Here is a 25,539-nt window from a genome sequence, read left to right on the forward strand (position 1 = left end):
TTTACTCCTATCAACTCAGGGCGTTTTCAAAGTCGAGGTTAAAATGCAATTCTTAGTTCAATTTATTGAACGATTTATATTAGCAATGAAATTAATTTCATTGCGGGTAATTGATTAAAAGTTAACCCTAAAAGTATTGATAAAGCCTTGAAATGAATTTCAAGGCTAACAGCGATCGTTCAATAAATTGAACTTATCTAATTTTTTATCAAATGTTGGGTTTCGTTACCTTACAAGATATAGCAATCCTAAATAGGTTGTGGCAAAATTCCATATTGATAAAGTTTGGGGAAATCAAATATTTGACCATGCGCAAAAAACTTAAATAGCCACTTTACTATTTTAAATGATTTACATAAATGATAGAATTGTCTAATAAAATTTTTCACTTGTAGCCAAATATCTTCTACCGGATTTTGTTCTGGAGCATTAGGGGCAAATTTATGACAAGTAATTAACCATTCTTCTTCCAATAAATCTTGATTTATTATAGTTAAATACTCCCTAAATTCTTTTGAGTCATGATAGGTTGCTCCATCCCAAAATATTGCTAATCTTTTTCCTTTTCTTTTTGATAGTAAATACTTGATAAATTTGATCGTATTTTCTGTATTTCCACTTTCATATTCTTTGACAATAAATTCTTTAGTTTGATAGTCTAATGCCCCATAATAAGTTTGTCGGCTTTTTTCATTTTTAATGGGAATTTCTATTCTTTGATCTGTTCTTCCCCAAACATAACCTAAAATGTCTCCCCAAAGTAAATGACATTCATCAATCATAAACACTACAAGCTCTCCACTCTCTATTTCTTTTTCCAAATCTCTAATTTTTCACTGATTTCTTTTTTTTTAGCTTCGACTAATTCGTCATTTTTAGCCGGATTCTTTTTTGAGTTTTTTCCAACTTATTTTCGCTTCTTTGAGCAAACTATAATAACTTTGATTGGATTTATAAATAATATTATATTCTCGCTCTAAATAAATTTTTAAATCTGATAATCTTAAATATTCTTGCTCTCTTAACCAATTAATAACTTGGTCTTTTTCTTCTGGTTTTAATTCACTTTTAGTTCCTTTAAACTGTAATTTCAAGCTTTCTACTCCACAAAAAAGAGCTTGATTTTTCCACATACTAATAAAGCTATGAGAAACTTGTAATAATTCTTTTACTTCATGGTATGATTTTCCTTCTAAAATCATTTTGACAGCTAAAGCCCTTTTTATTTCTTTAGCCTCTTTTGTTTGATTGATAAAATCATTTAACTCAGAAATAATGTTCATTTTTTTTTCCTTGAATTTAGATTATAATTAATATTATATCTGTTATGACCTATTTAGGATTGCTATATGTAATCTCACTTATTTTTATCCTCTCATAAATTTAATTTGAGTCGGTTAAATTAATAGAATGACAATCAATTGTGATATTGTTCATAATTAATCCTCTTTGAATAAAAAAAGAATAATTTTTGATTGTAGAGACGTAAAATTTTACGTCTCTACTGGCTGAAATTAGCCGATACTGAGTAATTCTACATCAAAAATTAAGGTAGCATTGGGAGGTATTACCCCACCTGCACCCCGTGATCCATAACCTAATTCTGAGGGAATAATGAGTTTACGCCGTCCGCCAACTTTCATCGTGCCGACTCCCTCATCCCATCCTTTGATCACTTGTCCCACACCGATGTTAAATTGAAAGGGACTATTGCGATCGCGCGAAGAATCGAATTTTGAGCCATCTTCAAGAGTTCCGGTGTAATGAACGGTTACTTTTTGCCTTTTTTGGGGAGTTGCACCTGTGCCTTCTTTGAGTTCTACATATTGTAGTCCAGACTCTGTGGTAATGACCTTTTCCGTTGTCATGTTGATAGTTTCCTCTGTTGTATTGTTAGTTGATTCTTGTATTGTCTCATTAATAGTCACCTGTGGACGGTTATTTAATTCATCAGCGATCGCCGTTTGTTTGGGATTATTATTAAAAATAACGGTAACAACTAAGATCACTAAACAGGTTAAAACAACACCTAAACTGATTAAAATTTCTTTCATTTTCAATAATAAAAAATTAGTTATTGGTAATTGGTAATTGGTAATTGAACTAGCGCCAAAGCTTATTTTCTAAGTCTCTAACTTGTCTTTCTAAACGATCAATACGTCCTCGTAATTCATCCATTTCAGATTGACGGGGAACGCCAATATCTTGTAAAAGATTACGCATTTGACGTTCTATTTGGGCTTCAAAATTGCTTTGTTCAGACTTAAGATGATCCATAAGATCATCAACAAAACCTTTAGCTTGATCAGGGTTAATTTTACCTTCTTTGACCCATTCGTCACTAACTTCTTTGAGTTTTTCTGTCACAAGAGAAGTCGTACCAACACCAATCATTAAAAGTTGTTTAATCCAATCTTGATTATCCATAACATTATGATGATTAAGAGTAATAATTTACAATAAATTTTTTTAATTGTGATTCTTCGATCATGACATAAAATCAAAGAGTTAGTAATTTGAGCGGCCAGTGACCAGTTTACTAGGGTCTAAAGTTGTTTATTTTTTAGTTTTAGCTTTAGTTCTAGTGGTTTTAGCTTTAGGTTTGGTTTCGGCCGTTGTTTCGGCGGTGGTGTCTGGTGTTACTTCGGGAGTAACTTGTGCTTTGACTTCTACAGGTGCTTCAGGGGCAACTTCTGGTTTAACTTCGGCCGTTGTTTCGGGAGGAACTTCTTTTTTCGCTTTAGTTTTAGCCTTGGTTTTAGCTTCAGCTTTAACTTCCGTTGTCACCTCAGTTTTAGCCTTAGTTTTTGCTTCGGTTGTTACCCCAGCTTTAACTTCCGTTGTAACTTCCGTTGTAACTTCCGTTGTAACTTCAGCTTTAACTTCAGTTTGCCCCTCAGTTTTAGCTTTACCCTTACCTTTGCCTTTACCTTTCGCAGTGGTATCTTCTTTGATAGAATCGGCTTTAGTGGGGTCTACTTTAACAGGTTTAATATATTTAGGAACTCTTAAAGTTGATTCTCCAATTTCTTCCACCACACCAAAAGTATTTAAGCGTGGGATAAATTTAGTATGAAGTTGGGCAAAATATTTTTCACCTTGAGTTTCAGCTTTAGGATTAAATTTAAAAGGTTTAAGGGGTGAGTCTTTCCATAAAACCGGAATATGACTAGCCTTACAGCGATCGCCATCCCATTTTCTCTGGTTACGATAAATACTGACTACAGGACGTTTATATTGGGGGATAAATTGCCAAATTCCTTTAAGAATGAACAAACCCTCATTAGGAGAGCGTTCTTCCGACCAACCTACTAATTTAAAATAAATTTTACAGTTATCTCTATCACCTTTTTCATAGCGAACCTGAGGATAAACAGTTAAAGTTAATTCTCTTTCTTCAACAAAATGAATTACATATTGTAATTTTTTAGGGATCGCCAGATCATATTGAGTTTGTGCCTGTTCAATATACCAGCCACTTTTATCTTCTTTGCGATAAATGGTAGTGCGTAACTGGCCAACGGCTTGGAAAAAGTAGGGAGAGGGTTCTCTTTTTGCTTTTTTCTCTTTTTTCTCTTTTTCTGGTTTTTCGCCTGATGTTTCCTCACTGCTGGAAACTTCGGGGGTGGGGGTTTCCTGTGTTACTTTTTCAACGGGTGCAACTTCAACAGTTGCAGTTTCAGGGCTTTGTGTTGTTGTTTCTTTGGCTATTTTAGCCTTAGTTTTTCTCGTTTTTGATGGTTCTTCTTGTTGAAGTTGTTTTTCTAAGTCAGCAAGAATTTCTTGAAAAGTGGCCTCGGCAGGTGTACCTTTAGCGGCTTCAATTCGTTTTTTGAGATCTGTAATTTGTTTTTTTAGAGATTGAGTCATAGTAAAATGAGATTAAATCAATTGGGTTAGAGGCTTAAGTTTAAGATCAATCTTACACTAAACTTAATTTAGTGTACTTTAAACTTAAATCAAAAAAAATAATCTTTGTTAAATTCTGATTTAACTTGATTAAGTTTAAAAAATTTATTTTATCTTTAATTTTGATATTTTTAACTTTCGGTTTTAGATAATTTTTGACCAATTTTTGGTTCTGTTCCGGCTAATAAACGACTAATATTAGCTTGATGACGAACAATAACATATATTCCCGCAAAACTGGCAAATAAAATATAGGGTAAGGGTTGTTTAAATATAATCATTAAGAGGATCACGGCGATCGCCCCTGCAATGGAACTTAAAGAGACTATGCGAGATAATGCAATACTGATCCCAAAGACGGCGATCGTGCTTAAGGCTACGAAAGGACTCATCACCAATAATACCCCGATACTGGTAGCAACGGATTTTCCGCCAGTAAAATTCAGAAAAATTGATTTACTATGGCCGAGAATGGCCGCCGCTCCTGCCCCAATAATTAACCAATATTGCCATGTACTAGGTAAACTGGGGTTAATTTGCCAAAAATACCAACTTTTGATCACTGCGATCGCTAAACAACCTTTTAAAATATCTATGGTTAAAACGGCGATCGCCGCAGGTTTGCCTAAAGTGCGTAAAACATTAGTTGCACCCGTAGACATTGAGCCATGCTCCCGAATATCAATATTTTTAAGCCAACGCCCTGCTAAATATCCTGTCGGGATCGAGCCAAATAAATAGGCGACTAAAATTAAAATTAGAGCAATTAAAATAGTTAAATTCATAATTGATAATTGATAATGGATTATTAATAATTGATAATTAACTAATAACAAATAACTAATAAATAATTATTAATAGAAATAATTAGAATTAGCTTGAGCTTCAGGGGCAAAAGCTAACCATAAAGGAAATTGTAACAGAGCTAAATTAATATTATCTTCTGTTTCATCAATAATTACTAAAGGTAATAATTTATCATCCCTTAAACGATCAGCTTTTTGAATTAAAGCTTCTGGTTGTTCAAATAATACTACACCTCTTTCGGGCCCAAAATCACTGCGGGAAATGCCTAAACAGTCTTGTAGCCCTCTACGCCATTCCCCTAGCCTTTCAGGAGTATTGGCTAAAATCAGGGTGCGCACCCGATTACCATATAATTTATGTAACACAGACATAATGGCCGAGGCAACTAAAATATTTTGTAAACGGCTACCCATAGACTTGATCGCTCCCCGGCCGCCTTGGGAGAAAAACCAATTTTTAACCCTTTCAGCGTGGATCGGCTCAAAAGTTCTTCTTAGTTGCCAAGGTGCGCCATAATAGTCGGGGCGAGTGCGATATTGCTCTAAACATTCTTTAATTTTGCGTTTTTCTTGGGCAAAATTTTGTTCAGAAAATTGAGGTTGAGGTGCAATATTTTCTGGTTGTTTTTGAGGAATTGGAGGGCTACTTTCCCAGTTTTCAGTATTAGCAAATTCTAGTTGTTCAGCGGCCGCAACTAAGTCTTGTAAACTACCTACTAAATAATCTTTAAAACCTTGTACTCTAATAGCTAAGTCTTGGGAAACTCCTGCAAAAGTTGTTTTCATTTCTGCATTAATTCTTTCCTTTCTTTTGTCTAATTTTTCCACAGCAATTTGTAATTCCTGTTTCTGTTTTAATAATTCTTCTAAACTGGTTTCAATCATTTGTTTTAACTTACTTTCCACATCAACAGTTTGATTTTCTAGTAAGTTATTACGGGTATTTTCTAAAGTTTCAATTTCCGTTTTTAAACTTTCTTTTTCTGCTTGAAGTTGACTAATTTCTTGAGTTAAATTAGCTTTAGTTTCTTCAAGTATTTGTAATTGTGGATCAATTTTAACTACTTGAATTTCAGGTGTAACGGAATTTTCTAGGTTAAAATCTATTAAATTAGATTCTTTTTCTAAATTTTCTATTTCAGGAGAATTTTCCCCTAAAATTTCATCGTTATTAAGATTAAAATTTTCTTCTGTATTCATAATTTTAGTTATTTAATCATTAATTAAATTTTTATAATTTATATTTTTTAGTTTCCCCTACTTTAAGGCTGGGTTTTTTAAAAGTCAATTTTTATGATCTTTGTAATCTTTTTATGTTAGGCTTTTTCGCTTATTTTTAAGATTAATAAATCAAAAATTATTAAAAAAGTGATAATTTCTAATATAAATTAAGTTCAATTCATTGAAAGATTTATATTAGCCTTGAAATTCATTTCAAGGTGGTATCAATACTTTAAGAGATCACGGTGAGTAATTCACTCGCAATGAAATCAATTTCATTGCTAACAGTGATCGTTCAATAAATTGAACTCACAATTGTATTTTAACCTTGACTTTGAAAATACCTTCCCCCTTAAGGCAGGGTTTTTTAAAAGTCAAATTTTCAGACTCATTATAACCTTTTTGTGATCAGGTTTTGAGGTTAATTTTTAGATTAATGAATCAAAATTTACTAAAAAATCAATTTTTTTATTTAGTTTTAGTTCAATTTATTGATAGTAATTAATTTGGCTTTAAACTTAATTTAAAGGTAAATTAACTCTTTTGAGTATTAATTTTACTAGCAAATTAAGTTAGTTGCTAATATTAATTATACAATAAATTGAACTAAATTTTTTATTTTGCTCTTGACTTTCAAAATAATCTGGGGAGTTAGCGCTATATCTATCCTATTATTTATTGTCAATTGAAATATAGGTTTCTAAACAATTCTTTAAAGTTTGAGGATCAAATAAAATTGGTAAAAAGTGAATACTTTTAACTTCTTTGAAATAAAATAAAACGGGAAAAGATGGCCAAAAAATTTGCCAACTTTCCCACTCACTATAGGGAAAACTTCTGATTAATTTTTCTTTACGATAAATGTCTAAAGCTGTGGGCGTAAATTTTAATCTAATATTAACAGTTTGAAACATTAAAAATAACCCGAAAACAGCGATCGCCAAACTGATCCACCAGTTAACTAAAATAAAAGGAATACCACCTAAAGTTAACACAATGGGGATATTATAACTAGGGGTAAGGGTAACGGTATTAAGAGGTTTAGAAGTTTGAAAAGTTGTCATAGTTAAAAAAGCTAATTTGTTAATATTTTTATTATATCTGAATTTTGCCTTATTTATCTTTTAAATAATTTTTTTGTTAATCTAAACTGCTCTTATTTGAGTTATGATTGACAAAAATTGAGTAAAATTTGATTAAATTTTTCAGGAATTTCATCATGGGGGCAATGGCCGATCTTATCTAAAGTAATTAATTTAATTTGATGATTTAATTTAGCGAAAAATGGAGCTAAATTTACAGGGATCATACAATCTTTTTGCCCCCAAATCAATAAAATTGGCAGGTTTAATTCTGGTAAAATCTTTTTCATTGACGGGGCAAAGTGATGATCATTAACTCCTTTACATAGGGCAACAAAAGCGTTAATTGAATTATAATCTTGAGTTGGAATAGCAACAATATTAATTAATTCTTGATTAATATTTGTTTGATCAATATAGGCTATTTTTAACCAATTTTTTAAAATAAAAGGTTGACGTAAAATTAAAAATAATGGTTTAAGAAAGATCCCATTAGTAAATATTTTTTCCACTGTGGTGACAATTGGCTGAATTATTTTAGGGATCATTTCCTGTTTTAAAGTAACATCAGGTAAGTTTAAAATAGTTAATTTTTTGACAATTTCTGGATAATAATAGGCCGTCATTACTGAAATTAATGAGCCTAAAGAATTGCCGACTATGATCATTTTTTGATTGATAAAAGTACGCCAAAAATCATAAATTAATTCTGCCCAAAATTGACTATTATATTCAGTATCAGCCTTAAAAGATGCCCCAAAACCTAACAGATCGATCGCATAAACGGGGTATTCTTGAGCTATAATAGATAAATTAAAACGCCAATGTTTTAAACTCGCTCCTAAACCATGTATCAAAAGAATAGGAGTTTGATTATTTTGATCGGGAATAGGGGGCTTAAGATAAGTATATCTAATTTGCCAACCATGCCAAACCCAATCCCTTTGATGACCGTATTTTTCTATCATAAACCTAATAATACTTTTTGCACAAATCAACTAATAAGTAATAAATAAGAAAATTAAAATATTGTTATTAATAATCCATAAAAAATAACTAATCACTATTTTTCAAGATTTGATGACAAATTTTTTCTTAAATCATAGCAAGATCGAAATAATAGAGTTAATCTGATTAATAGGTTGACTTTAACACATTAATCTATTCAAGGCCGACAAAAATCCGGGAAATCTTAAAAAAATATTAAATTTTTGTTAAATCGGCTACAATTATGATTATCAAAATTCTAGTTTGGGAGAAAAACAGTGTTTAAAAGACTTGCACAACAACATCGTGAATTTGTTAAAGACTTAGTGATGAATCTTCAAGCTTTGGCAATTGTATTAGAAAATAGAGGTTATATTGCTTCTTGTTATACCTGTGGCAATGAACCCTATAGTGCCTCTTTTATGGTAAGTTTAGGTAATAATCATTTAATTCGCTTTTTAGTGTCTGATTATGGTATTACTTGGACAGAAATGCGTGATGATCGGGAATTGATGAAGTTAGAAGGGGCTGAGGCCATCAGTCAACTTCAGGAGTTAGCGGATCTGGTTAAATATCAATTTGAAACGATCAATAATTCTCCCAAAACTCCCCCATATGGGGCTAAATATGCCACTGAATTACATTCTTTTTCTTTAGTTAGTCATTAAATTTTGGGGTTTGATCATCGAATAAGACTAGATCAATTTTAGTCTTAAATTGTGCTAAGATCACGAGAGGAGAATTGATGAATTTATTGTTTAGAACTTGATTAAATTTATTTAAAAAGAAAATCAAACATAACCAAACTTTTCGACTATTGTTGTTGATGTTTTAAGAGAAAATAATGAATATGAAAAAACCATGTTTAGAGATGATGAAATTATAATTGCTTCTATGTTTTTAGAATTAAAATTAACTCCTAATCAAATTTTTAAAGCTTAAAAATTAGTTATTGATTATTGGTTATTTTGGCTTTGCTCAATTGAGGTAGGAGCATCCACAAAATACCTTCAGAAGACAATTTAAACGATTTTACCTAGTAAAAGATAGTTAAAAATCCCTGAAACGGCCTTCTGTTGATCGTTAAATTGATCATGGTGAAGTTTGACAATAACTAGCGGAAATACTACTTAAATTATTATTAGTATAAACTCCCGTTCTGACCATCCCAATACCATTAGAAATAACGATACATCTTTTATAATTGGTCTTAGGATGATAAATCACAATTGTTCTTAAAGGGCTAGTATGACCCCGAAAATTAAAGTTAATTTTTTTGTTACTGATATTATTATATTTAATCATTACATCATCTAAACTTCTTTTGCCTGTAGTTAAACAACTACTTTCAAAAATAGGATTTATCGTATCATTATTTGGCAAATTTAAAGAGCAAGTTTGACTTTTTTTAATGGCTTCTTGTTGAGTAATGGTAATTGTACTGCGTAAAATAGTTAACGCTTTATTAACCTTAGCACGATTGAGAAAGCCAAAAAAACTGGGAGCAGAGATCGCCCCGACAATACCTATGATCACGGTTACTACCAGTAATTCAAACAGAGTAAACCCTCGATTGTGATTGTAATATTTAACCATTTAACCTATTATTTCACAGTAATATAGACAGATTAAAATAAGTATTAAATAATTATTAATTACAAAAAGTTTACTTTTGATAAGTATTTTTTGATACAAAATTAAGTTTTTTTCTGGCAAGGAAAAGTCGGGAATTTTCAAAATACCCGACTTTTTTACTTTATACAAGAGTAAAAAACCTAAAATCTAAAATTTTCCTTTGACAATAAAACTTTTATGATCCATCAGCACCACAAGCCTGAGTCGTCAAACTACTAACTCCTGCAGAATTGGTAGCTCGTACCGCATAACACCATTTCAGGTTTTTAGTTGTAGTAGCGTTTTCTGTAAATGATAATGGGGTTAAGTTATTATATACAATTGAACTCGAAGTACTCACGGTACAGGTACTATTGTTACTGGTTGATTGACAGCGATAAAGTTCATAGATGTAAGGTGAGCCTCCAGTGGTAGGAGCCGCCCAAGTGACGGTGGGTTGTGCTGCGTTACTAACAGTGAAATTAGTAGGAGTACCAGGTGCAACTATATTATCAACACCACAAACTAAATTAGAACCTGAACTTGTGCCACCAGTGTTATAGGCGGTGATTTGATAACAGAATTTACGATTAGTGCTAGGGTTGGTAGTTTCGGTATAAGAAAGAGGAGACAACTGATCGGAAACCGCCGTGCCGAGAATATTGGGGGAACAAGCGGCATTTGCGGTCGTGGTTTCACAACGATAAACCCGATAACCAGTGGGAGCAGTTCCACTTGGAGCAGTCCAAGTAACAGTAGGGGTTTTACTACTTGTTGCACTAGGATTGACGGGCTTATCAGGTGCAAGAACAGCTTGGACACCTCCACAATGAGTTACCAATGTTGTGGTTAAGCTACTATTATCTGTTCCATTGGTAGCCAGAACCGCATAACACCATCTGTTCCCAACTCCGGGTTGGTCATTATCAATTACATTGGTCAGGGGCCCATTATACCAGAGAGTATTAGTTGCACTAACTGTGGTACTAGGGGAGCAGAAAGTAGTAGTATTATTGTCTGAATTATCATCCAAACAGCGATAAATCTTATAGGCCGTTGCTCCCGTCACCGCATTATAAGTGAGACTTGGCGTTGGACTACTCGAAACAGCTAAACTGGTGGGAGTGGTGGGTGCCACTCGGGGGCTACCGCACAGGGCTGAAGTTAAACTACTACTTCCATTGGCATTAGTAGCCCTCACCGCATAACACCATCTGTTATCAATAGCCGAGGGAACAGCACTTTCTGTAATGCTTAGAGCAGATCCATTGAAAAATAACGTACTGGAAGTATTCGGAGTGCAGGAAGTGCTAGGAGAAACCGCTTCGCAACGATATACCTGGTAGGAATCTACCGTTCCCCCAGTAATGGGTGCTGACCAACTGACATTTGGGGAGCTAGTACTGGTAACGGTTAAAGCAGTGGGTACACCTGGCGGAGTAGCACCTCGCACAATGCCACATTGAGGCGCACTTAAAGGAGTATTAATCGTTGCATTATAAGCTCTGACGGCATAACACCATTTCTTAGTCATATCAGAGGCTGTGGTTTCTTGCTGAGAATTAGCAGTGCCTTTATAAAATAGATTTGTGTCATTCAGAACGGGGGTACAATCAGTAGTATTTTGACACCGATAAACTTCATAACCTGTTGCCCCTGTTACCGTAGTCCAACTAACTAATGGTTGTTCCACTGCTGTCACAGTTAAAATTGGTGTGGTCAAAGGTTGAAGACTGCGGGAAAATACTTTACTGGTTGTAGTTAAAACTTCTGAATTGGCATCAGTCCCTTTATTATCTGTTAATTCTCCAGAAAGAGCGACAACAGCGTTATAGATAGTAACACCATTATCCGTAAGATCGGTTTTAATACAAACTTGAAATCCAAATTGATTTAAGCTTGTTCCTCCTGTGCAAGTGGCTATTTCTTTGAGTTTGATCGTATTAGGTGTGTCTGGAGAAGACGAATTAATTATATTTTCGGAAATACCATCTACTAAAGTTTGTGTAACTCCTCCTGTTTCTAGTCTGGTTAAAACTTTTGGACCGATCCAAGGACTACTCGCATCGCTGAGAGTATAGGTAATAGTGTTACTCGTGGTCACTGAAGGATCAGGATAATAAGTCAAGACTAATTTATCATCCGTGAGAACGCTAGGAGTATTATTGTTATTAACTGTTACAGTTCTTGCCCTTCTTATATCTTCGCTAATATAATCTAAAGCTCTGTTCAATTGGGTTCTTTGTAAGGTTTTTGCCTCTGCTTTTTTATTAGAATTTAAAGTAAAAACTAATCCTGTGCCAATACCTAATAATACGATTGAACTGAGGGAAATAGCCATTAAAATTTCCAGCAGAGTGAATCCTCGATCAGATTTAGCTCTAGTTAAATATTGTGTTAAATACCAATGTAAAAATTTCATAGTTTTGATCAAAGTTAATAATAAATAATATATAAATTGATAAATAAAAAAAGATATTTGCCCTTGAAATCAATTAATAATTAATGTTAGTTAATCATTATTAATTATTACATTTAGTAAAATCGGTAGTCGTAGTATTATTAGCATCGAGATAGTTTCCACTTCTAATTAATCCTAAATCATCGGAAATAACTAAACATTTTTGAGAAGAATCGTTATCACTAGGACTAATTACAATAACTAGATGATCAGTAGTTGAGACATCATTATCATCTAAATTTTCTTCTGTTCTGCCTTTAAAATCAAATAAAGTAGCGGTTTTTGTGGTAGAAGTTGTGGCCGTTACATTTTTGAAGACAGTATTGCCATTATGACGAATTTTAACCCCGTTTAAGGTGCGAGGACCTAAAACAAAACAATTACTTTGAATGGTTGGGTTAACGGTAAAAGTAGCAGGAGTAACGGGAATAGGAATCGTCACATTACACTTTTTGCTTTTGCGGATCGCTTCTCTTTGTGCCTCACTAAATGCCCCTTTTAAAACAGTTTGAGCATCATTAACCTTAGCCCTTGTCACCCAACTAAATAGGCTTGGTGCGCCGATCGCTGATAAAATACCAATCAGGATCACAATGATCAATAATTCAAAAAGGGTATAGCCTTTTTCCCTAGTAGGGTTTTTTTTAATTATTACAGGAAAGAACAGCATCAGGAACAACCTCCGTAAATAAACTAGCAATAGGCGTTTCATTAGTATCAGCAACCCCATTTCCATTTTCATCGGGAACAACTTCGTGAGTAATACTTAGGGTATTGCCATTAGCGATGGTAGTACGCCTCATAATATAAACTTTATTCGCTAATTTTTTAGGATTATTAAGGGATAGCACATCAACACGAGTTTTTAAGGCAGTACCATAGCTACCACAAGTACCACTTAAACCAGACTTGGCCGCTTGGAATTTAATTTCCTCTAAATCTTCTTGAATAGCATTAATGGCTTCTGATTGTCTTTGAGCTTTTACCCTGTAAACCGTACCAATCACAATGCCTTGGGTTGTGATCAACACAAAGATTAATGCAATCATCATACCCACTAACACTTCAAGAAAAGTAAACCCTTGTTCATCTTGAGAAAGTATCGCTTTTTTCATTTAATTTGCCTCCTGTCTTTCCCAGTTGACGATGCCACCGCTTTTAATTATAGTCTCATACCCTGCGATCCCATTATAGGAACTGCCAAACCGTGTTGCTAAGGATGCGCCGGCTCCTGTGGGAATCCCAATCGTTGCGATTGATGAGGATGAACCTGTTCCCACTGAACCATTATTGCCATAAGTTTTGACCCAGAAAACTCCTTCCACCGCCGGATTAGACGAACCTCCCATAATCCCGAACTGGGCATCGGGTGCATAAATAAATATTTGGGTTGCACTATTACCACCATTAAACTCGATCAGTTGATCAGTAGATAGATTATTGGGATCTTCGGGTTTACCAATAAAAGAAAGATTAGCAAAATTACCTGTATGGTCTATTGTTGTGCCTTTTTTAATATTGCCTTCAAAAAAGACGATCACTGGATTGGCGTTGCTAGTGGTAAAATTGAGTTTAGCATCTATATCTCCTGTTACTTGATAACAATAAGTTCCATTGGAGGCTGGTTGATCACCATGAGCGGTATCGGGCAAATTGAGAACAGTTTGGCCAGTAGTTTTCCACTCACTGTAGGGATTACAATAAGAATAGTCTGTGATTTTCGGCATGGGAGGCTTTTCGGGTTTAGCAATTTTTAACTCAATTTGTTGAGTATCCCAAGCACTCCAGTTTTTAATATCAAAGTTAGCGATTAAAGCCGCTTCAGTTGGCACACCACCAACACAAGAAGACTCAGGAACTGTGCAAGTGGTACAAAGAACATTGATTTTATCGGTAGTCCCCCCCACTGTCACCACATTATTACCAAAGGCTAAAAACTCACTGGCTAATAACCCCGGAAATTTCATCGGAATGGGGGTTTTAATGTCACTAACTTGAAAATTTACTTTAAGACGACTTTTCGCTACTTTATCATCATTAGTTCCTTTCAGGGAGTTAGCCTGAAGAAGCATTGTTCCGATTTTACTTGTGGCGTCATATTTATAGGCTAGAAGATTATAGCTTCCCTTTTCTGTAACTACACCATTATTAGTAACTGCAACTGGTGAACTTACGTTAGTCCCTAACTCAGTGGGAATAGGAACTGATTTAGTGCTAGTACCCGTACCACAACCATTAGCATTAACCGCACTGATCTGAGCAGTATCCCATCCTAAATCCACTGGATTAGTGTCTTTAGGCCCAAAATAGGTTTCCGTTGTACTTCCCGGAAGCAATCTATTATAATTTAGTTTAAGAAAAACACGATTATCTCCTTGATTTAATATAGCCAAGGCCTTACTGATTCCGCCTTCTGCTACCCCTAAACTTTCGGCGGTTTGTTCTTGTTCGATCGAACTAACTTTATCATCCCCAGAACGGTTAATCATCATTATTGCTACTAGCAACATAAATAAACCAAATCCTAAAATTATAGGGAGGACAAAGCCTTGATTGGAATTAGTTTTTTTTGAATGAGAAAGTAAAGTATATTTAAAAAAGGGATAGAGTTTATTTTTCATTTTTCCTGTTCCTCTGTACAAAGTTATTATTAATAAAACTTCAAAATTAATATAATTTTAGATCCTTATTTTATTTTTAGTGTAAGCTTGATCCCATGGAATGGTGTGACGATCATCACAAAACTTATTGATTTAATGTGATTGTAACAAATTTTGGTTTAAATCCCAGTATTTGTGATTCTTAACAATATTTTAAGATTCTTTTTTCTAATAATTGATTTGCTACAAGCTGTTAATTGAAAAAAAACTCCCCCCTCCTTACGAGGGAGAGGGGTTAGGGGAGAGGTTAAAGCAAATTTGAAAAATTTTACTGAGGAATAGTATCTAAAAATGCGTCAAAATCTTTAACGGCTTGATTAAATTTACCTACGGCCACGCCATAATTACGATCTTTGGCGGCACTATCTAACTGTACTAGATCGGTAAATAAATCACTAGCTAATTGTTTAGCTTTTTGTTGATCGCTAGGTAATAATTTTTCTGATAAATAGCGCATATCTTGACGCAGAAAACCTAAAGGCCCATGAATAAGATCCCGCACATCTGTCCAGTTTTCATCTTGAACTAAAGAGCCTAACTCAGTCATTCTTTCTCTGACTGCTTTAATTGGTTCTAGTTGAAGTTTTAAAGATTCAATTTTTTCGGGTGTGTAGGTGGTAGGAATTTTGGCAGTAGCAGGGGAGGAACAACTAACTAAAAGGGTAGTTACTACTACCAGTACCATTGATAATAAGGAACGAAATAAACGATTCATAAATTTCATTGTGCTTGATTTTTGATCAATAAACTATCTTTATAGAAAAGAATAAGGCTTTATGGCATTTTATTGACATTTAATTTTTATCGTTGTCAATTGTCAATTGTTTTAACTGTTAATTTGTGTTAAATTACTAATATTTTTTAATTTAATTTCAGGACAAGCTCGTTTTAATAACCCTGTTAAAACCTTGCCCGGCCCTATTTCGATGGCCTCGGTTACTTGTTCTTCAATTAAATTATCCATTAATTCGCGCCAACGCACTCCTCCGGTCATTTGTTGCCTTAAACGCTCTTTTATTTGCGCCCCGTCATAACAGGGGGTAGGATTGACATTAGATAACACCCCCACTTCCCCATCTCGAAAAGTAACGGATTCTAAAACCTCTGAAAACTCAGTTGAGGCTTGGTTCATCATGGGGGAATGAAAAGCCCCAGAAACTTTGAGGGTAACGGCTTTTTTGACCTTGACTTGAGCCAAAATAGTGTCTACCGCTTCGGGAGTGCCTGAAATGACCACTTGTTGATCGCTGTTATCATTGGCTAAAACTACGTCATTAGTTTGGGCGATGGCCTGTTCTAACTCCTGACGGTTAAATTTCATCAAGGCCGCCATTTTACCCCCGGCCGCTTGATCCATCAACTGGGCGCGACTTTGAACTAAACGCAAACCAGACTCAAAGTCAAAGACTTTGGCCGCATATAAAGCTGGATATTCTCCCAAACTATGGCCAGCCACCAGATCCGGTTTTTGAGCCTGTTTAGCCATTAAGTCGCTTAAAATTGCTTCAACTACATATAAACAGGGTTGAGTATAGAGGGTTTGAGCGAGTTTTTCCTCATCTTGTTGACATAAATCTAACACAGACCAGCCTAAAATGTCCTCGGCGATCGCAAATTTTTCCTGACCTTCGGTGGTTTGACACAGGTCTACACCCATGCCTAAAGCTTGAGAACCTTGTCCGGGGAACAACCAGATCCTTTTATTCATTAATATTTTTCTCCTGAAAAAATGTATCTAAATTAACCATATCAGGGTTTTGGATCAATCGCCAATTAAGAGCCATTTCAGGGGCGAATAAATACCCCTAAGCCATTATTGACCCTGGCGGCGGTTACGGGCGATCGATCTATGAGTTGCCCCCCCAAATAAAGGGAAGTGGAACTGCCCCCATCAAGGTTTAAAGCGTCTGTTGCCCCTAAACGCTGTAAAATTTGCGCCCATTGGCCTAAAGTTGCTCCACCGCCACCGATCCGACTGTGGGTAGTGGCGATGATTAATTTTCCTTCACTATTGAGAGCGATCGCGCTACGACTGGCCTTTTGTGTGAGAAAAGCCTCTGTAAAGCCTTCTAATTCACCATTTAAGACAATTTGATTATTTTTAATTAATAAAGGCCCACCGCCAATTATATAGGGAAAACGCTCAAAATCTTTAGGATTGGTGAAACTTTTAAGGTTAATATTATCGCCAATTTTTAATTGATTAGCACCGCTAAGATAGGAGCGAAAAATTAATAAATAACCGTTATCGGGAATAATAAATTGACCTGATCCGGCTAATTCTCCCTGTTCTTTGGCGGTAATTTGATCATCAACTACGGTAATAATTACTTCATTATTAGTTAGGGGAATATAAGTTGATCCCCACTGTTGATCATAACGGGAAATTCCCGCTTTAACATAGCCACTATTGAGAAATAAAATAGGTAAAGAAAAATTCTGATTAACTGTTAAATGTTCCTCTAAAATTAAGCGATCAAATTTAATATTTCCCTTGGCATCCCATCCCATAACTCCACGATTTAAAATAGGACTAGATAACCAATTAAAATTATCCCTAATTGCTCCTAAAGGATAGTGATTATTACGATTAAAAAATCCGGCATTAATAGCGGCCGAAGCTAAGACATTACGCGCGGTTATGACAAGGGGTTCAAGGCCAATTATTGTATCAGAATAGGGATGAATTGGAGTTAAAGAAATTTGAGGAGATTTGAAGTCAATTTCTAGCCATGCAACGGGGAAATAATCAGTCTTAGTTAAATCGGGTGAATCAATAGCAATATATTGTTTTCTTAATCTAATTGCTTCATGCCATAAAATATTATATGATTTTAAGGGATCGGGGATAACTTCAATTTGTAAACGATAGGGATTTTCTAAACTGTTAATTTTTACGCCATAATTAGCTGGTTTATTGATAATTAATTTAACTAAATTATCTGTTTTTTCTAATCTTAATAATGGTTTTTCTTGAGATTGATCATTAATTTCTGATGGATCATCTACTAAATTATTCTCATTAATTTGAATTGGTGAATTTAAGCTAGATTGACTAAATTTATCTAATAAAGATTGATCAATATTACCTGATAACATAATGACCGCTTCTTGATTATTTTCGCTAATTTGCCAAGGAATAGCTCGATCTAAATTTACTAAAATTTCTTTTTTAGATTCCTGATCAATGGTAATAATATCATTGATATTACCGTTAGCTTGTTCAATGATTAAATTATTCTGATCAATTCTAAAAGTTAAACCATTTTGAAGTAATAAATCCGTTAAATCTAAATAACGATAAGGAGCGATAAATTGGGCAGTAAGATTAAAATTTTCTCTCAAATTATCCCCATACCATTTTAAAGGCTGAATTAGAGGATTTTCTGTATCTAATAAATCAAAACCAAATAAATTAACCGCCCCAAAATCACTAATTCCTAAATGTTGTTGATTATCTTGATCCCATTGAATCCAAGCAATATTAAAAGTGCGATTATTAAAAGTAATTGTTTGTCCTTGTTTTAGATTAGTATTAACTTGATTATTTTTATTAGTTTGTGCTAAAGTTTGATTATTAATAGTTTGACCTTGAACTTTTTGAAAAAAACTATCGGTTAAAGCTAAATTTAAACTTAATAAAATAAAAAAAGAAATTGGTTTAATCATTTTAGTGATGTTCATTTTGCCAATAAAAAATTAATTTTCAAATATTTTTCTTCAATTATGACCTAAATTAGTATTTTTTTGTTTAATTCACAAAAAACTTTTATCTTTTAACAAAAATGTCAAAATAATCCCCCATCTCCCTTGGGAGACGGGGTTGGGGGCAAGGGAAAAAATACTTAATTAGGTTTGATCCACATTAAAGTTTGACCATATTCCACAGGCTCACCATTTTCCACCGTTATTTCCATCACCTCTCCGGCCACCTCCGTTTCTATTTCATTCATCAACTTCATCGCTTCAATAATACAAACGGTTTGCCCCAAACTGAGGCGATCGCCCACTTCCACAAAAGGAGCTTCTCCAGGGCCTGCGGCGGCGTAAAATGTACCCACCATCGGCGAGGTTATTTCCACCCAATTTTTCTCTAAAGGAGAATGGATCACAGGGGTTTCCACAGGTGCAGAGGGCTGAGTATTCGCCGCCGGAAGTTGAGGTGCAGAGGGGGCAAGATTAACGACCTCCTGTGTGGTATAAGAGATAACAGGCTGAGACATCTGCACACCTTTACGCACCGTTAATTCAAAATCACTACTTTTAAGGGTTAATTCAGAAATATCCGTTTGAGCGATCGCCCCTAATAATTCTCGAAGTTCATTAAAATCAATAGACATTCTAGTTATTTGTTATTTGTTATTGGTTATTGGTCATTGGTCATTGGTTATTTGTCATTGGTCATTTCTGAATTAATAATTATTAATTATTCATTATCAATTATTACTTATTACTTAATTAATTATTCCCTACCTAAATAATTATCATTACGGGTATCAATTTTAATTTTTTCACCAATAGAAATAAATAAAGGTACCATTACCTGAGCGCCAGTTTCCACGATCGCAGGTTTAGTGCCTCCGGTAGCAGTATCACCTTTAACACCGGGATCGGTTTGGGTCACTTCTAAAACAACGGAAGTAGGAAGTTCAACTTCTAAAATTTTCTCACCCCAAAATAGAATATTAACTTCCATTTCTTCTTTTAAATATTTAACACCTGCACCGATCTGTTCCTTTTTAAGATGGCTTTCCTCAAAAGTTTCCAGATCCATAAAAACATATTGATCAGCCTCTTTATAGGTATGTTGCATAGTACGCTTTTCTAAATTAGCTTGAGGAACATTTTCCCCCGCTTTGAAAGTACGTTCAACTACGTTCCCATTTTGGGCATTTTTGAGTTTAGTGCGCACAAAAGCGGCTCCCTTACCTGGTTTAACATGGAGAAACTCAATTACTCTCCAAACGGATCCATCTAATTCAATTGTGACACCGGGACGAAAATCATTACTAGAAATCATTAAAATTACTTCATATAACTATAGTTTTTCTTAATAAGAGCAAAGTTTCATCTAATGATTAAACTTTGCTCTTATTGCTATATAGAATACACTAAATACCCAAATCAATAGTTATCTTTTTTTTGATAGTTTAATTATACTACCCTAAATTGGGTGATCAGTTTTACCCCGAACTTCAATAAAGTATAATTACTTGATCTAAAATTGATTAAGATAAAGTAGTTATGATCTTAAATTAATTGGAGTTTAAATGTATACCATCGATCTAAGCTTAAAACGCTCTGCTATGCCCATTTCCGTTATTCGTAAGGAAAAAGAGGATGCGATCGCACTTTATCAACAGATTTTACTGGCGATGAAATCTGGAAGCGCTCAACTATTAGAATTAACCTGCGAGAAAGAGCCAGAAACACAAATTGCCTTAATGTCTGATACCATTAACGCCGTCATTTTGACGAAAAAATCTGGAGGAGTACCATCGGGAAGGCCTCCGGGTTTCTTTAATCCTAACAAAGAAGATTAAAAATATTAGTCATTGGTCATTTATTCAGTTGACAATTGACAATGGACAATTGACAATGATTTTTTAATTCTCAACTATCCACTGTCAATTGTCAATTGTTGAATCCCTATTCCCTATTTTCTCAATGAATCAAGACATAATTAACCCAATATCCACCGAAAAATTCGGAATTTGCGTCAATAATTTAACTTTTAATTGGCATAAAGAAGCTCAAGTTTTACAATCTTGTTCCTTTCAAGTCCCAAAAGGTGAATTTTGGATGCTTTTAGGCAATAATGGCAGTGGAAAGTCAACCCTTTTACGCACCCTTGTGGGACTTTTAACGCCCCAAGAAGGAACATTTAAACTTGATCAGCCAGTGGGCTTTGTCTTCCAAAATCCCGATCATCAGTTAGTTATGCCCACCGTTGGCGCTGATGTTGCTTTTGGTTTGGTTGAAGAAAATTTACCCTTACCACTGCTAAGAATGCGAGTAAAAGAGGCTTTAGAGGCGGTTAATTTATTAGATTTAGAAAAAAGACCTATTTATGCCCTTAGTGGTGGGCAAAAACAACGCATTGCCATCGCCGGAGCATTGGCGCGTCATTGTCAAGTATTATTATTAGATGAACCCACCGCCCTTTTAGATCCGGACTCTCAACTTGAATTAGTTAAACAAGTACAAAAATTAGTTAAAAGTCGTGGTATTACTGCTTTATGGATTACCCATCGTTTAAATGAATTAGACTATTGTGATGGTGCATTACTATTAGAAAATGGCCGATTAACAGCCTATTCCAAATCAGAACCAAATTTTCAGAGTTTATATCAACTCACCTAATTATTAATTAATATTAATTAATAATTAGGTACTTATTTTATTTTTGCTAAAACAGAACAAAAAACTTTAATTATTGATTTAATTTTTGGTCAATTTTTTGTTCGGAAGCTAATCTTTCTAAATCATAATCATTTAGGTCTACAAAACTCATTCCGGCCACTAAAGTAGGATGAATTTCTTTAATTTTGCGGTACATTTCTTGGGCGATAAAACGATAGGAAGGATGGCCTTGTCTGGCACTTCTTAACTCTACTAAATGATAGATTTCTCTTAAATTTAATTTGATTTTCCATCTGATTTTATAGGCAAATGGTACTACATATTGAGCGGCTTCGGGTAATTCTTGAGCTATTATCTTATAAGTTTGATTGGCTTTTTCTAAAGCATGACAATATATATTAGTTAACCCTGATTTTTTAATTTCTTCGGGTATAATATAACCGTGTTTAGTGGTGTAATTTTGTCTTTCTTGGGTTAACACTCGATGACGATGTAAGTCTCGATAAGCCCCAATATCTGCTAATAAATCAAAGGTATAATATGCCTCCTCAAATGCCCTTCCGGGGCGATGAAAACGCACTTTTCTATCCCCTATATATTGTTGAATAATTTTAGTTTTATCTTCATTTGTTAAGTTTTTAACTATGTCTTGAACTTGTGTTAAATTTAAGTTACTATGGGGGTATAAAATAGCTGTAATAATATTTAATTCTGCATCTTGATCATAATCAATTAATTCTACAATATTATTATTTTGTAGGGGCAAACGGCCGTTTGCCCCTACGGTTAAATATTGATTAGTTAAATTAGCGGTATTTTCTCGATTTTCTTTTAAATAATTAGCATATTCTAAGCCCCTTTCACTTTTGGCACGTTTAACAAAAGATGGGATCATTTTATCTAATTCTGATTGCATTTTTTGCCCTAATTCCCTAATTTCTTGATGGGGTGATGAGGCTAATTTTACTAATAAATATTCAAAGGATCTCCCATTACCAAATAATCCCACATTAGTTAAGGTAGCCATGGGTAATAAACCCCTTAAAATGTCTAAAGTTTTGGCTTTAGTAGCGTTATTATATGCTCTTTTAGATGTATTTTCATCTTGGGGAGTTTGGGCTTGTACCCAAGGTAATAATTGATCTATTAAATTGGTATAGGTATCAAAAAGATTGTCTAAAGTTTCTTCATAAAGTTGGGCATATTTTGAAGCCATAATTGACGGTTCACGGTAATATAAATATTGTCCGTTAAATTTTTGATTAAAGGTAACATAACGGGTAGATTTTTCTAAAGGTGAAATCCCTAAACGGGCATCTTCTAAGATTTTAGCAGCAATATTACTAATATATTCACAGGCTAAATGTGCGCCTCCCAATTCCGCCACCGAGTCATCACCATAACCGATTAAAACTCGATGATAAAAATCTTCTGCTTTTTGAGTAGCAATTAATTGATTATTGGTAACTTTAATTTCTCCTGCTATTTCATTAAAATTTGCTTCAGTTGCTTGGATAAATTCTTTTAATAAAATATGTCTTAAACTTTTTTCACTGCGACTATAACGGGAAAATAACGCTCCTTTAATTACTTCAGGTAAATTAATTAAACCAAAAACCGTTTGATCTAAATTGGTAACAAAAGGTTGTAAAATTTGTGCTTCTTCTTTAGTAAATGATTCAGTTAGAAAGTTAGTCATTTTTAGTTAGATTTAATGATCAAAATAGAAGTATTAATTATATATATCATGTTTTAGAATCATTTTTATGACGGCGACATCTTTCAGAACAATATTTGACTTCATCCCAACATTTTGCCCATTTTTTGCGCCATGTAAAGGATAAGCCACAAACTACACATATTTTTGTCGGTAAATCGGATTTTTTGCGATGAGAAGCCATTTTGATAGTTGATAGTGGGAAGTGGGAAGTGGGAAGTGGGAAGTGAGAAGTGCATAGTTGACAAATAACGAATAACCAATAACTAATTTATTTTGTCAGCAAAAGATGAGAGATTTTTTATACATCTTGACTGACTAAAGAGTTAAAATCTTTGCTAAATGACTATATTAAATCTTAGATTATGAAATTAGCAACTAGAGTAGGACAAGTTACTCCCTCTTTAACTTTGGCGATCGCCGCTAAAGCTAAAGCCATGAAAGGCCAAGGAATAGATGTATGTAGTTTTAGTGCCGGAGAGCCTGACTTTGATAGCCCTGATCATATTAAACAAGCGGCCAAACTTGCTTTGGATCAGGGTAAAACCAAATATGGGCCAGCGGCCGGAGAGCCGGAGTTACGAGATGCGATCGCCCAAAAATTAAAGCGTGATAATAATTTAGATTACCAAAGAGAAAATATTATTGTCACCAACGGCGGTAAACATTCTCTTTTTAACTTAATGTTAGCTTTAATTGAAGCAGGTGATGAGGTGATTATTCCCGCCCCCTACTGGTTAAGTTATCCTGAAATGGTGACATTAGCTGGAGGAAAACCCGTTATTATTGAGACAACCGAAGAATCAGGCTATAAAATCACCCCCCAACAGTTAAAAGATGCTATTAACCCAAAAACAAAGCTATTTGTTTTTAATTCACCCTCTAATCCTACCGGATCCGTTTACGCTCCCGAAGAAATTAAAATTTTAGCAGATATTATTGTCGAGGCCGACATTTTGGTGGTAGCAGATGAAATTTATGAGAAAATTCTTTATGAAGGTCATCAACATTTAAGTATCGCCTCACTCAACCCCGAAATTTTTAAACGCACTTTAGTCAGTAATGGCTTTGCTAAAAGTTATGCCATGACGGGATGGCGTATCGGCTATATGGCAGGATCACAAGAGATTATTAAAGCCATGATCACCATTCAAAGTCATAGCACTTCTAATGTGTGTACTTTTGCCCAATATGGCGCGATCGCCGCCTTAGAAAGTGAGCAAACTTGCGTTGAAGAAATGTTAAAGGCTTTTACCGAGCGTAGACAATTTATGTTAGAACAAGTGAGGGCAATTCCTCAAGTAAGTTGTCCAACACCCTACGGAGCATTTTATATTTTTGTGGATATATCTCAAACCGGAATGAAATCCCTCGAATTTTGCGATCGCCTCTTAGAAACACAACAAGTAGCCACCATTCCGGGGATCGCATTTGGGGCGGATCAATGTATTCGCTTATCTTATGCCACCGACTTAAATACCATTGAAAAAGGGATGAATAGATTTACAAAATTTATTCAATCTATTTAATATTATAGTCACTGTTGAGTGTTTAATTTCGTGCCAATCTTAAAAGTGTCACGAAAACTTCCCAAATCAGTAAATTAAAGCCTAATCTAAAATTAGATTAAATAAGGTGTGGGGAGAAATCCTAAAAAAAGTCCTTGAGGTCGAAACACGGAAAGACTCTCTAGGGCTTTTTTCATGGCAAGTTTGAAAAAGAAAGTATTGAAGAAATTAAACGAGTTTTACCCCATAGTGTGTTAAGACAACCTAATTTTGCTTCTTAGAAAGTGTTATATTTGACAAATAAAAATTGATCAATTTTTAAACTAAATTATTGAAAACTTACGAGGAATTAAATAAGATATGAAACAATCATGTCTTTTTGTTGTGGATGTTCAAAATGGATTTATTCGTCCGGCAACATCTTATATTGTACCGAGAATTAAAGAATTATTAGAAAGTTCTTTGTTTGAACATATTATTTTTACAAGATTTATTAATACACCTGATAGTGCATTTGTTAATATTTTAAACTGGCACAAATTATTTTCCCCTATAGAATATAAAATTGTTGATGAAATTCAACCTTTTGTTAAATTAGTATTTGATAAAACTGTTTATACAAGTATTAATAAAAATACTATTAATTTTATTAAGAAAAATAATATTAATCAAGTATTTATTTGTGGTATAGATACGGATTGTTGTGTACTCAAAACTGCGGTGGATTTATTTGAAATTAATATACAGCCTTATGTTTTAGAGTATTATTGTGCATCTACTGGTGGTAAAAAAAGTCATGATTCAGGAATTTTTGTTCTTGAGCGTTTAATTGGAAGTGATAATATAATTAAGGAAAAATTAATAAATAATTAATGATTGAGCGAACTATTATAAGTGCTTATCTAATTGATTATAATTTAATTATAGGCCGACTTTTTTCCATTTGATCGGCTATTTGTGAAAAAAAGTATCAAATTTTACGAAAAAATATCAAAGGATGATTGTCAAGGATAATTTTGAAAATCAAAATATTCTGTTATTTCTTAATTAAAATTGCTATAATTAAATAAATTTAATATCTAAATTAGTTATCTATTGACAATTGATAATTAAAAAAATTATTGTCTGCTGTCAATTTTTAACCATTGAATTTTAATTGTTAATTTTTGAATTATGATAGTGGAACAATTTTCGGTATTATTAATTACAAA

24 protein-coding genes and 1 pseudogene are annotated in these 25,539 nt (G+C 34.0%); 5 read left to right on the forward strand and 20 right to left on the reverse strand.

The features are described 5' to 3' along the window. Positions 1–248: 248 nt before the first annotated feature. The 8 genes and pseudogenes from Anndu_RS06295 to Anndu_RS06330 form a co-directional block, all read right to left on the reverse strand. Positions 249–1,274 (reverse strand): annotated as a pseudogene (locus Anndu_RS06295) (IS630 family transposase). Positions 1,275–1,514: 240 nt separating this feature from the next. Further along, positions 1,515–2,054, reverse strand: coding sequence for an FKBP-type peptidyl-prolyl cis-trans isomerase (locus tag Anndu_RS06300; RefSeq protein WP_464103553.1), 540 nt, complete (start codon positions 2,052–2,054; stop codon positions 1,515–1,517). Between the two features lie 49 nt (positions 2,055–2,103). After that, positions 2,104–2,427 carry a phasin family protein gene (locus Anndu_RS06305; RefSeq protein ID WP_464103554.1) on the reverse strand — a complete coding sequence of 108 codons (324 nt, stop codon included), beginning with the start codon at positions 2,425–2,427 and terminating at the stop codon, positions 2,104–2,106. A 129-nt stretch (positions 2,428–2,556) separates the two neighbouring features. Beyond that, the gene (locus tag Anndu_RS06310; RefSeq protein ID WP_464103555.1) at positions 2,557–3,870 is read right to left on the reverse strand and encodes a hypothetical protein; all 1,314 of its coding nucleotides are present in this window, start codon (positions 3,868–3,870) and stop codon (positions 2,557–2,559) included. A gap of 170 nt (positions 3,871–4,040) precedes the next feature. Then, entirely contained in the window at positions 4,041–4,694 is a 654-nt protein-coding gene (gene plsY / locus Anndu_RS06315; protein WP_464103556.1) for a glycerol-3-phosphate 1-O-acyltransferase PlsY, read from the reverse strand. A 69-nt stretch (positions 4,695–4,763) separates the two neighbouring features. Continuing rightward, positions 4,764–5,915, reverse strand: coding sequence for a DUF3086 domain-containing protein (locus Anndu_RS06320; protein ID WP_464103557.1), 1,152 nt, complete (start codon positions 5,913–5,915; stop codon positions 4,764–4,766). Between the two features lie 692 nt (positions 5,916–6,607). Then, on the reverse strand, positions 6,608–7,000 hold the full coding sequence (locus Anndu_RS06325) for a DUF3119 family protein (protein ID WP_464103558.1): 393 nt from the start codon (positions 6,998–7,000) through the stop codon (positions 6,608–6,610). Between the two features lie 101 nt (positions 7,001–7,101). Continuing rightward, positions 7,102–7,986 carry an alpha/beta fold hydrolase gene (locus tag Anndu_RS06330; protein WP_464103559.1) on the reverse strand — a complete coding sequence of 295 codons (885 nt, stop codon included), beginning with the start codon at positions 7,984–7,986 and terminating at the stop codon, positions 7,102–7,104. Positions 7,987–8,283: 297 nt separating this feature from the next. Between Anndu_RS06330 and Anndu_RS06335 the strand changes: the two genes are divergently transcribed. Continuing rightward, the gene (locus tag Anndu_RS06335; protein ID WP_464103560.1) at positions 8,284–8,673 is read left to right on the forward strand and encodes a DUF1815 family protein; all 390 of its coding nucleotides are present in this window, start codon (positions 8,284–8,286) and stop codon (positions 8,671–8,673) included. Between the two features lie 424 nt (positions 8,674–9,097). Here the strand turns inward: Anndu_RS06335 and Anndu_RS06340 are convergent, their stop codons facing one another. The 10 genes from Anndu_RS06340 to efp form a co-directional block, all read right to left on the reverse strand. Beyond that, the gene (locus Anndu_RS06340) at positions 9,098–9,601 is read right to left on the reverse strand and encodes a pilus assembly FimT family protein (RefSeq protein ID WP_464103561.1); all 504 of its coding nucleotides are present in this window, start codon (positions 9,599–9,601) and stop codon (positions 9,098–9,100) included. Between the two features lie 214 nt (positions 9,602–9,815). Next, the gene (locus Anndu_RS06345) at positions 9,816–12,041 is read right to left on the reverse strand and encodes a prepilin-type N-terminal cleavage/methylation domain-containing protein (RefSeq protein ID WP_464103562.1); all 2,226 of its coding nucleotides are present in this window, start codon (positions 12,039–12,041) and stop codon (positions 9,816–9,818) included. A gap of 100 nt (positions 12,042–12,141) precedes the next feature. After that, positions 12,142–12,750, reverse strand: coding sequence for a prepilin-type N-terminal cleavage/methylation domain-containing protein (locus tag Anndu_RS06350; RefSeq protein ID WP_464103563.1), 609 nt, complete (start codon positions 12,748–12,750; stop codon positions 12,142–12,144). Continuing rightward, on the reverse strand, positions 12,725–13,195 hold the full coding sequence (locus Anndu_RS06355; protein ID WP_464103564.1) for a type IV pilus modification PilV family protein: 471 nt from the start codon (positions 13,193–13,195) through the stop codon (positions 12,725–12,727). Before Anndu_RS06355 ends, Anndu_RS06350 begins: the two co-directional genes overlap by 26 nt. Continuing rightward, positions 13,196–14,701: a hypothetical protein gene (locus tag Anndu_RS06360; RefSeq protein ID WP_464103565.1), complete on the reverse strand. Its 1,506-nt coding sequence runs from the start codon at positions 14,699–14,701 to the stop codon at positions 13,196–13,198. A 307-nt stretch (positions 14,702–15,008) separates the two neighbouring features. Further along, complete coding sequence (psbQ, locus tag Anndu_RS06365) at positions 15,009–15,455, reverse strand: photosystem II protein PsbQ (RefSeq protein ID WP_464103566.1); 447 nt, start codon at positions 15,453–15,455, stop codon at positions 15,009–15,011. Positions 15,456–15,566: 111 nt separating this feature from the next. Continuing rightward, positions 15,567–16,448: an ACP S-malonyltransferase gene (gene fabD / locus Anndu_RS06370; RefSeq protein ID WP_464103567.1), complete on the reverse strand. Its 882-nt coding sequence runs from the start codon at positions 16,446–16,448 to the stop codon at positions 15,567–15,569. Between the two features lie 77 nt (positions 16,449–16,525). Then, entirely contained in the window at positions 16,526–18,424 is a 1,899-nt protein-coding gene (locus Anndu_RS06375; protein WP_464103568.1) for a phosphodiester glycosidase family protein, read from the reverse strand. Positions 18,425–18,585: 161 nt separating this feature from the next. Continuing rightward, positions 18,586–19,080, reverse strand: coding sequence for an acetyl-CoA carboxylase biotin carboxyl carrier protein (gene accB / locus Anndu_RS06380; protein ID WP_464103569.1), 495 nt, complete (start codon positions 19,078–19,080; stop codon positions 18,586–18,588). A gap of 122 nt (positions 19,081–19,202) precedes the next feature. After that, positions 19,203–19,760, reverse strand: coding sequence for an elongation factor P (gene efp / locus Anndu_RS06385; protein ID WP_464103570.1), 558 nt, complete (start codon positions 19,758–19,760; stop codon positions 19,203–19,205). A gap of 250 nt (positions 19,761–20,010) precedes the next feature. Here efp and Anndu_RS06390 point away from each other — a divergent pair, with 250 nt between their 5' ends. Together Anndu_RS06390 and Anndu_RS06395 are read left to right on the forward strand one after the other, a co-directional pair. Continuing rightward, the gene (locus tag Anndu_RS06390) at positions 20,011–20,283 is read left to right on the forward strand and encodes a hypothetical protein (RefSeq protein WP_464103571.1); all 273 of its coding nucleotides are present in this window, start codon (positions 20,011–20,013) and stop codon (positions 20,281–20,283) included. Positions 20,284–20,407: 124 nt separating this feature from the next. Then, positions 20,408–21,103 (forward strand): energy-coupling factor ABC transporter ATP-binding protein, encoded by a 696-nt coding sequence (locus tag Anndu_RS06395; protein WP_464103572.1) that lies wholly within the window; start codon positions 20,408–20,410, stop codon positions 21,101–21,103. 70 nt (positions 21,104–21,173) lie between these two features. Here the strand turns inward: Anndu_RS06395 and Anndu_RS06400 are convergent, their stop codons facing one another. Both Anndu_RS06400 and Anndu_RS06405 read right to left on the reverse strand, forming a co-directional pair. Continuing rightward, positions 21,174–22,802: an FAD-dependent thymidylate synthase gene (locus Anndu_RS06400; protein WP_464103573.1), complete on the reverse strand. Its 1,629-nt coding sequence runs from the start codon at positions 22,800–22,802 to the stop codon at positions 21,174–21,176. Between the two features lie 46 nt (positions 22,803–22,848). Continuing rightward, positions 22,849–23,004: a DUF2256 domain-containing protein gene (locus Anndu_RS06405; RefSeq protein ID WP_464103574.1), complete on the reverse strand. Its 156-nt coding sequence runs from the start codon at positions 23,002–23,004 to the stop codon at positions 22,849–22,851. A gap of 181 nt (positions 23,005–23,185) precedes the next feature. On the opposite strand from Anndu_RS06405, the gene Anndu_RS06410 reads away from it, so the two are divergent. Together Anndu_RS06410 and Anndu_RS06415 are read left to right on the forward strand one after the other, a co-directional pair. After that, the gene (locus tag Anndu_RS06410) at positions 23,186–24,349 is read left to right on the forward strand and encodes a pyridoxal phosphate-dependent aminotransferase (RefSeq protein ID WP_464103575.1); all 1,164 of its coding nucleotides are present in this window, start codon (positions 23,186–23,188) and stop codon (positions 24,347–24,349) included. A 339-nt stretch (positions 24,350–24,688) separates the two neighbouring features. Continuing rightward, positions 24,689–25,201: a cysteine hydrolase family protein gene (locus Anndu_RS06415; RefSeq protein ID WP_464103576.1), complete on the forward strand. Its 513-nt coding sequence runs from the start codon at positions 24,689–24,691 to the stop codon at positions 25,199–25,201. Positions 25,202–25,539: the final 338 nt, after the last annotated feature.

Source organism: Annamia dubia NIES-4383, assembly GCF_055394725.1.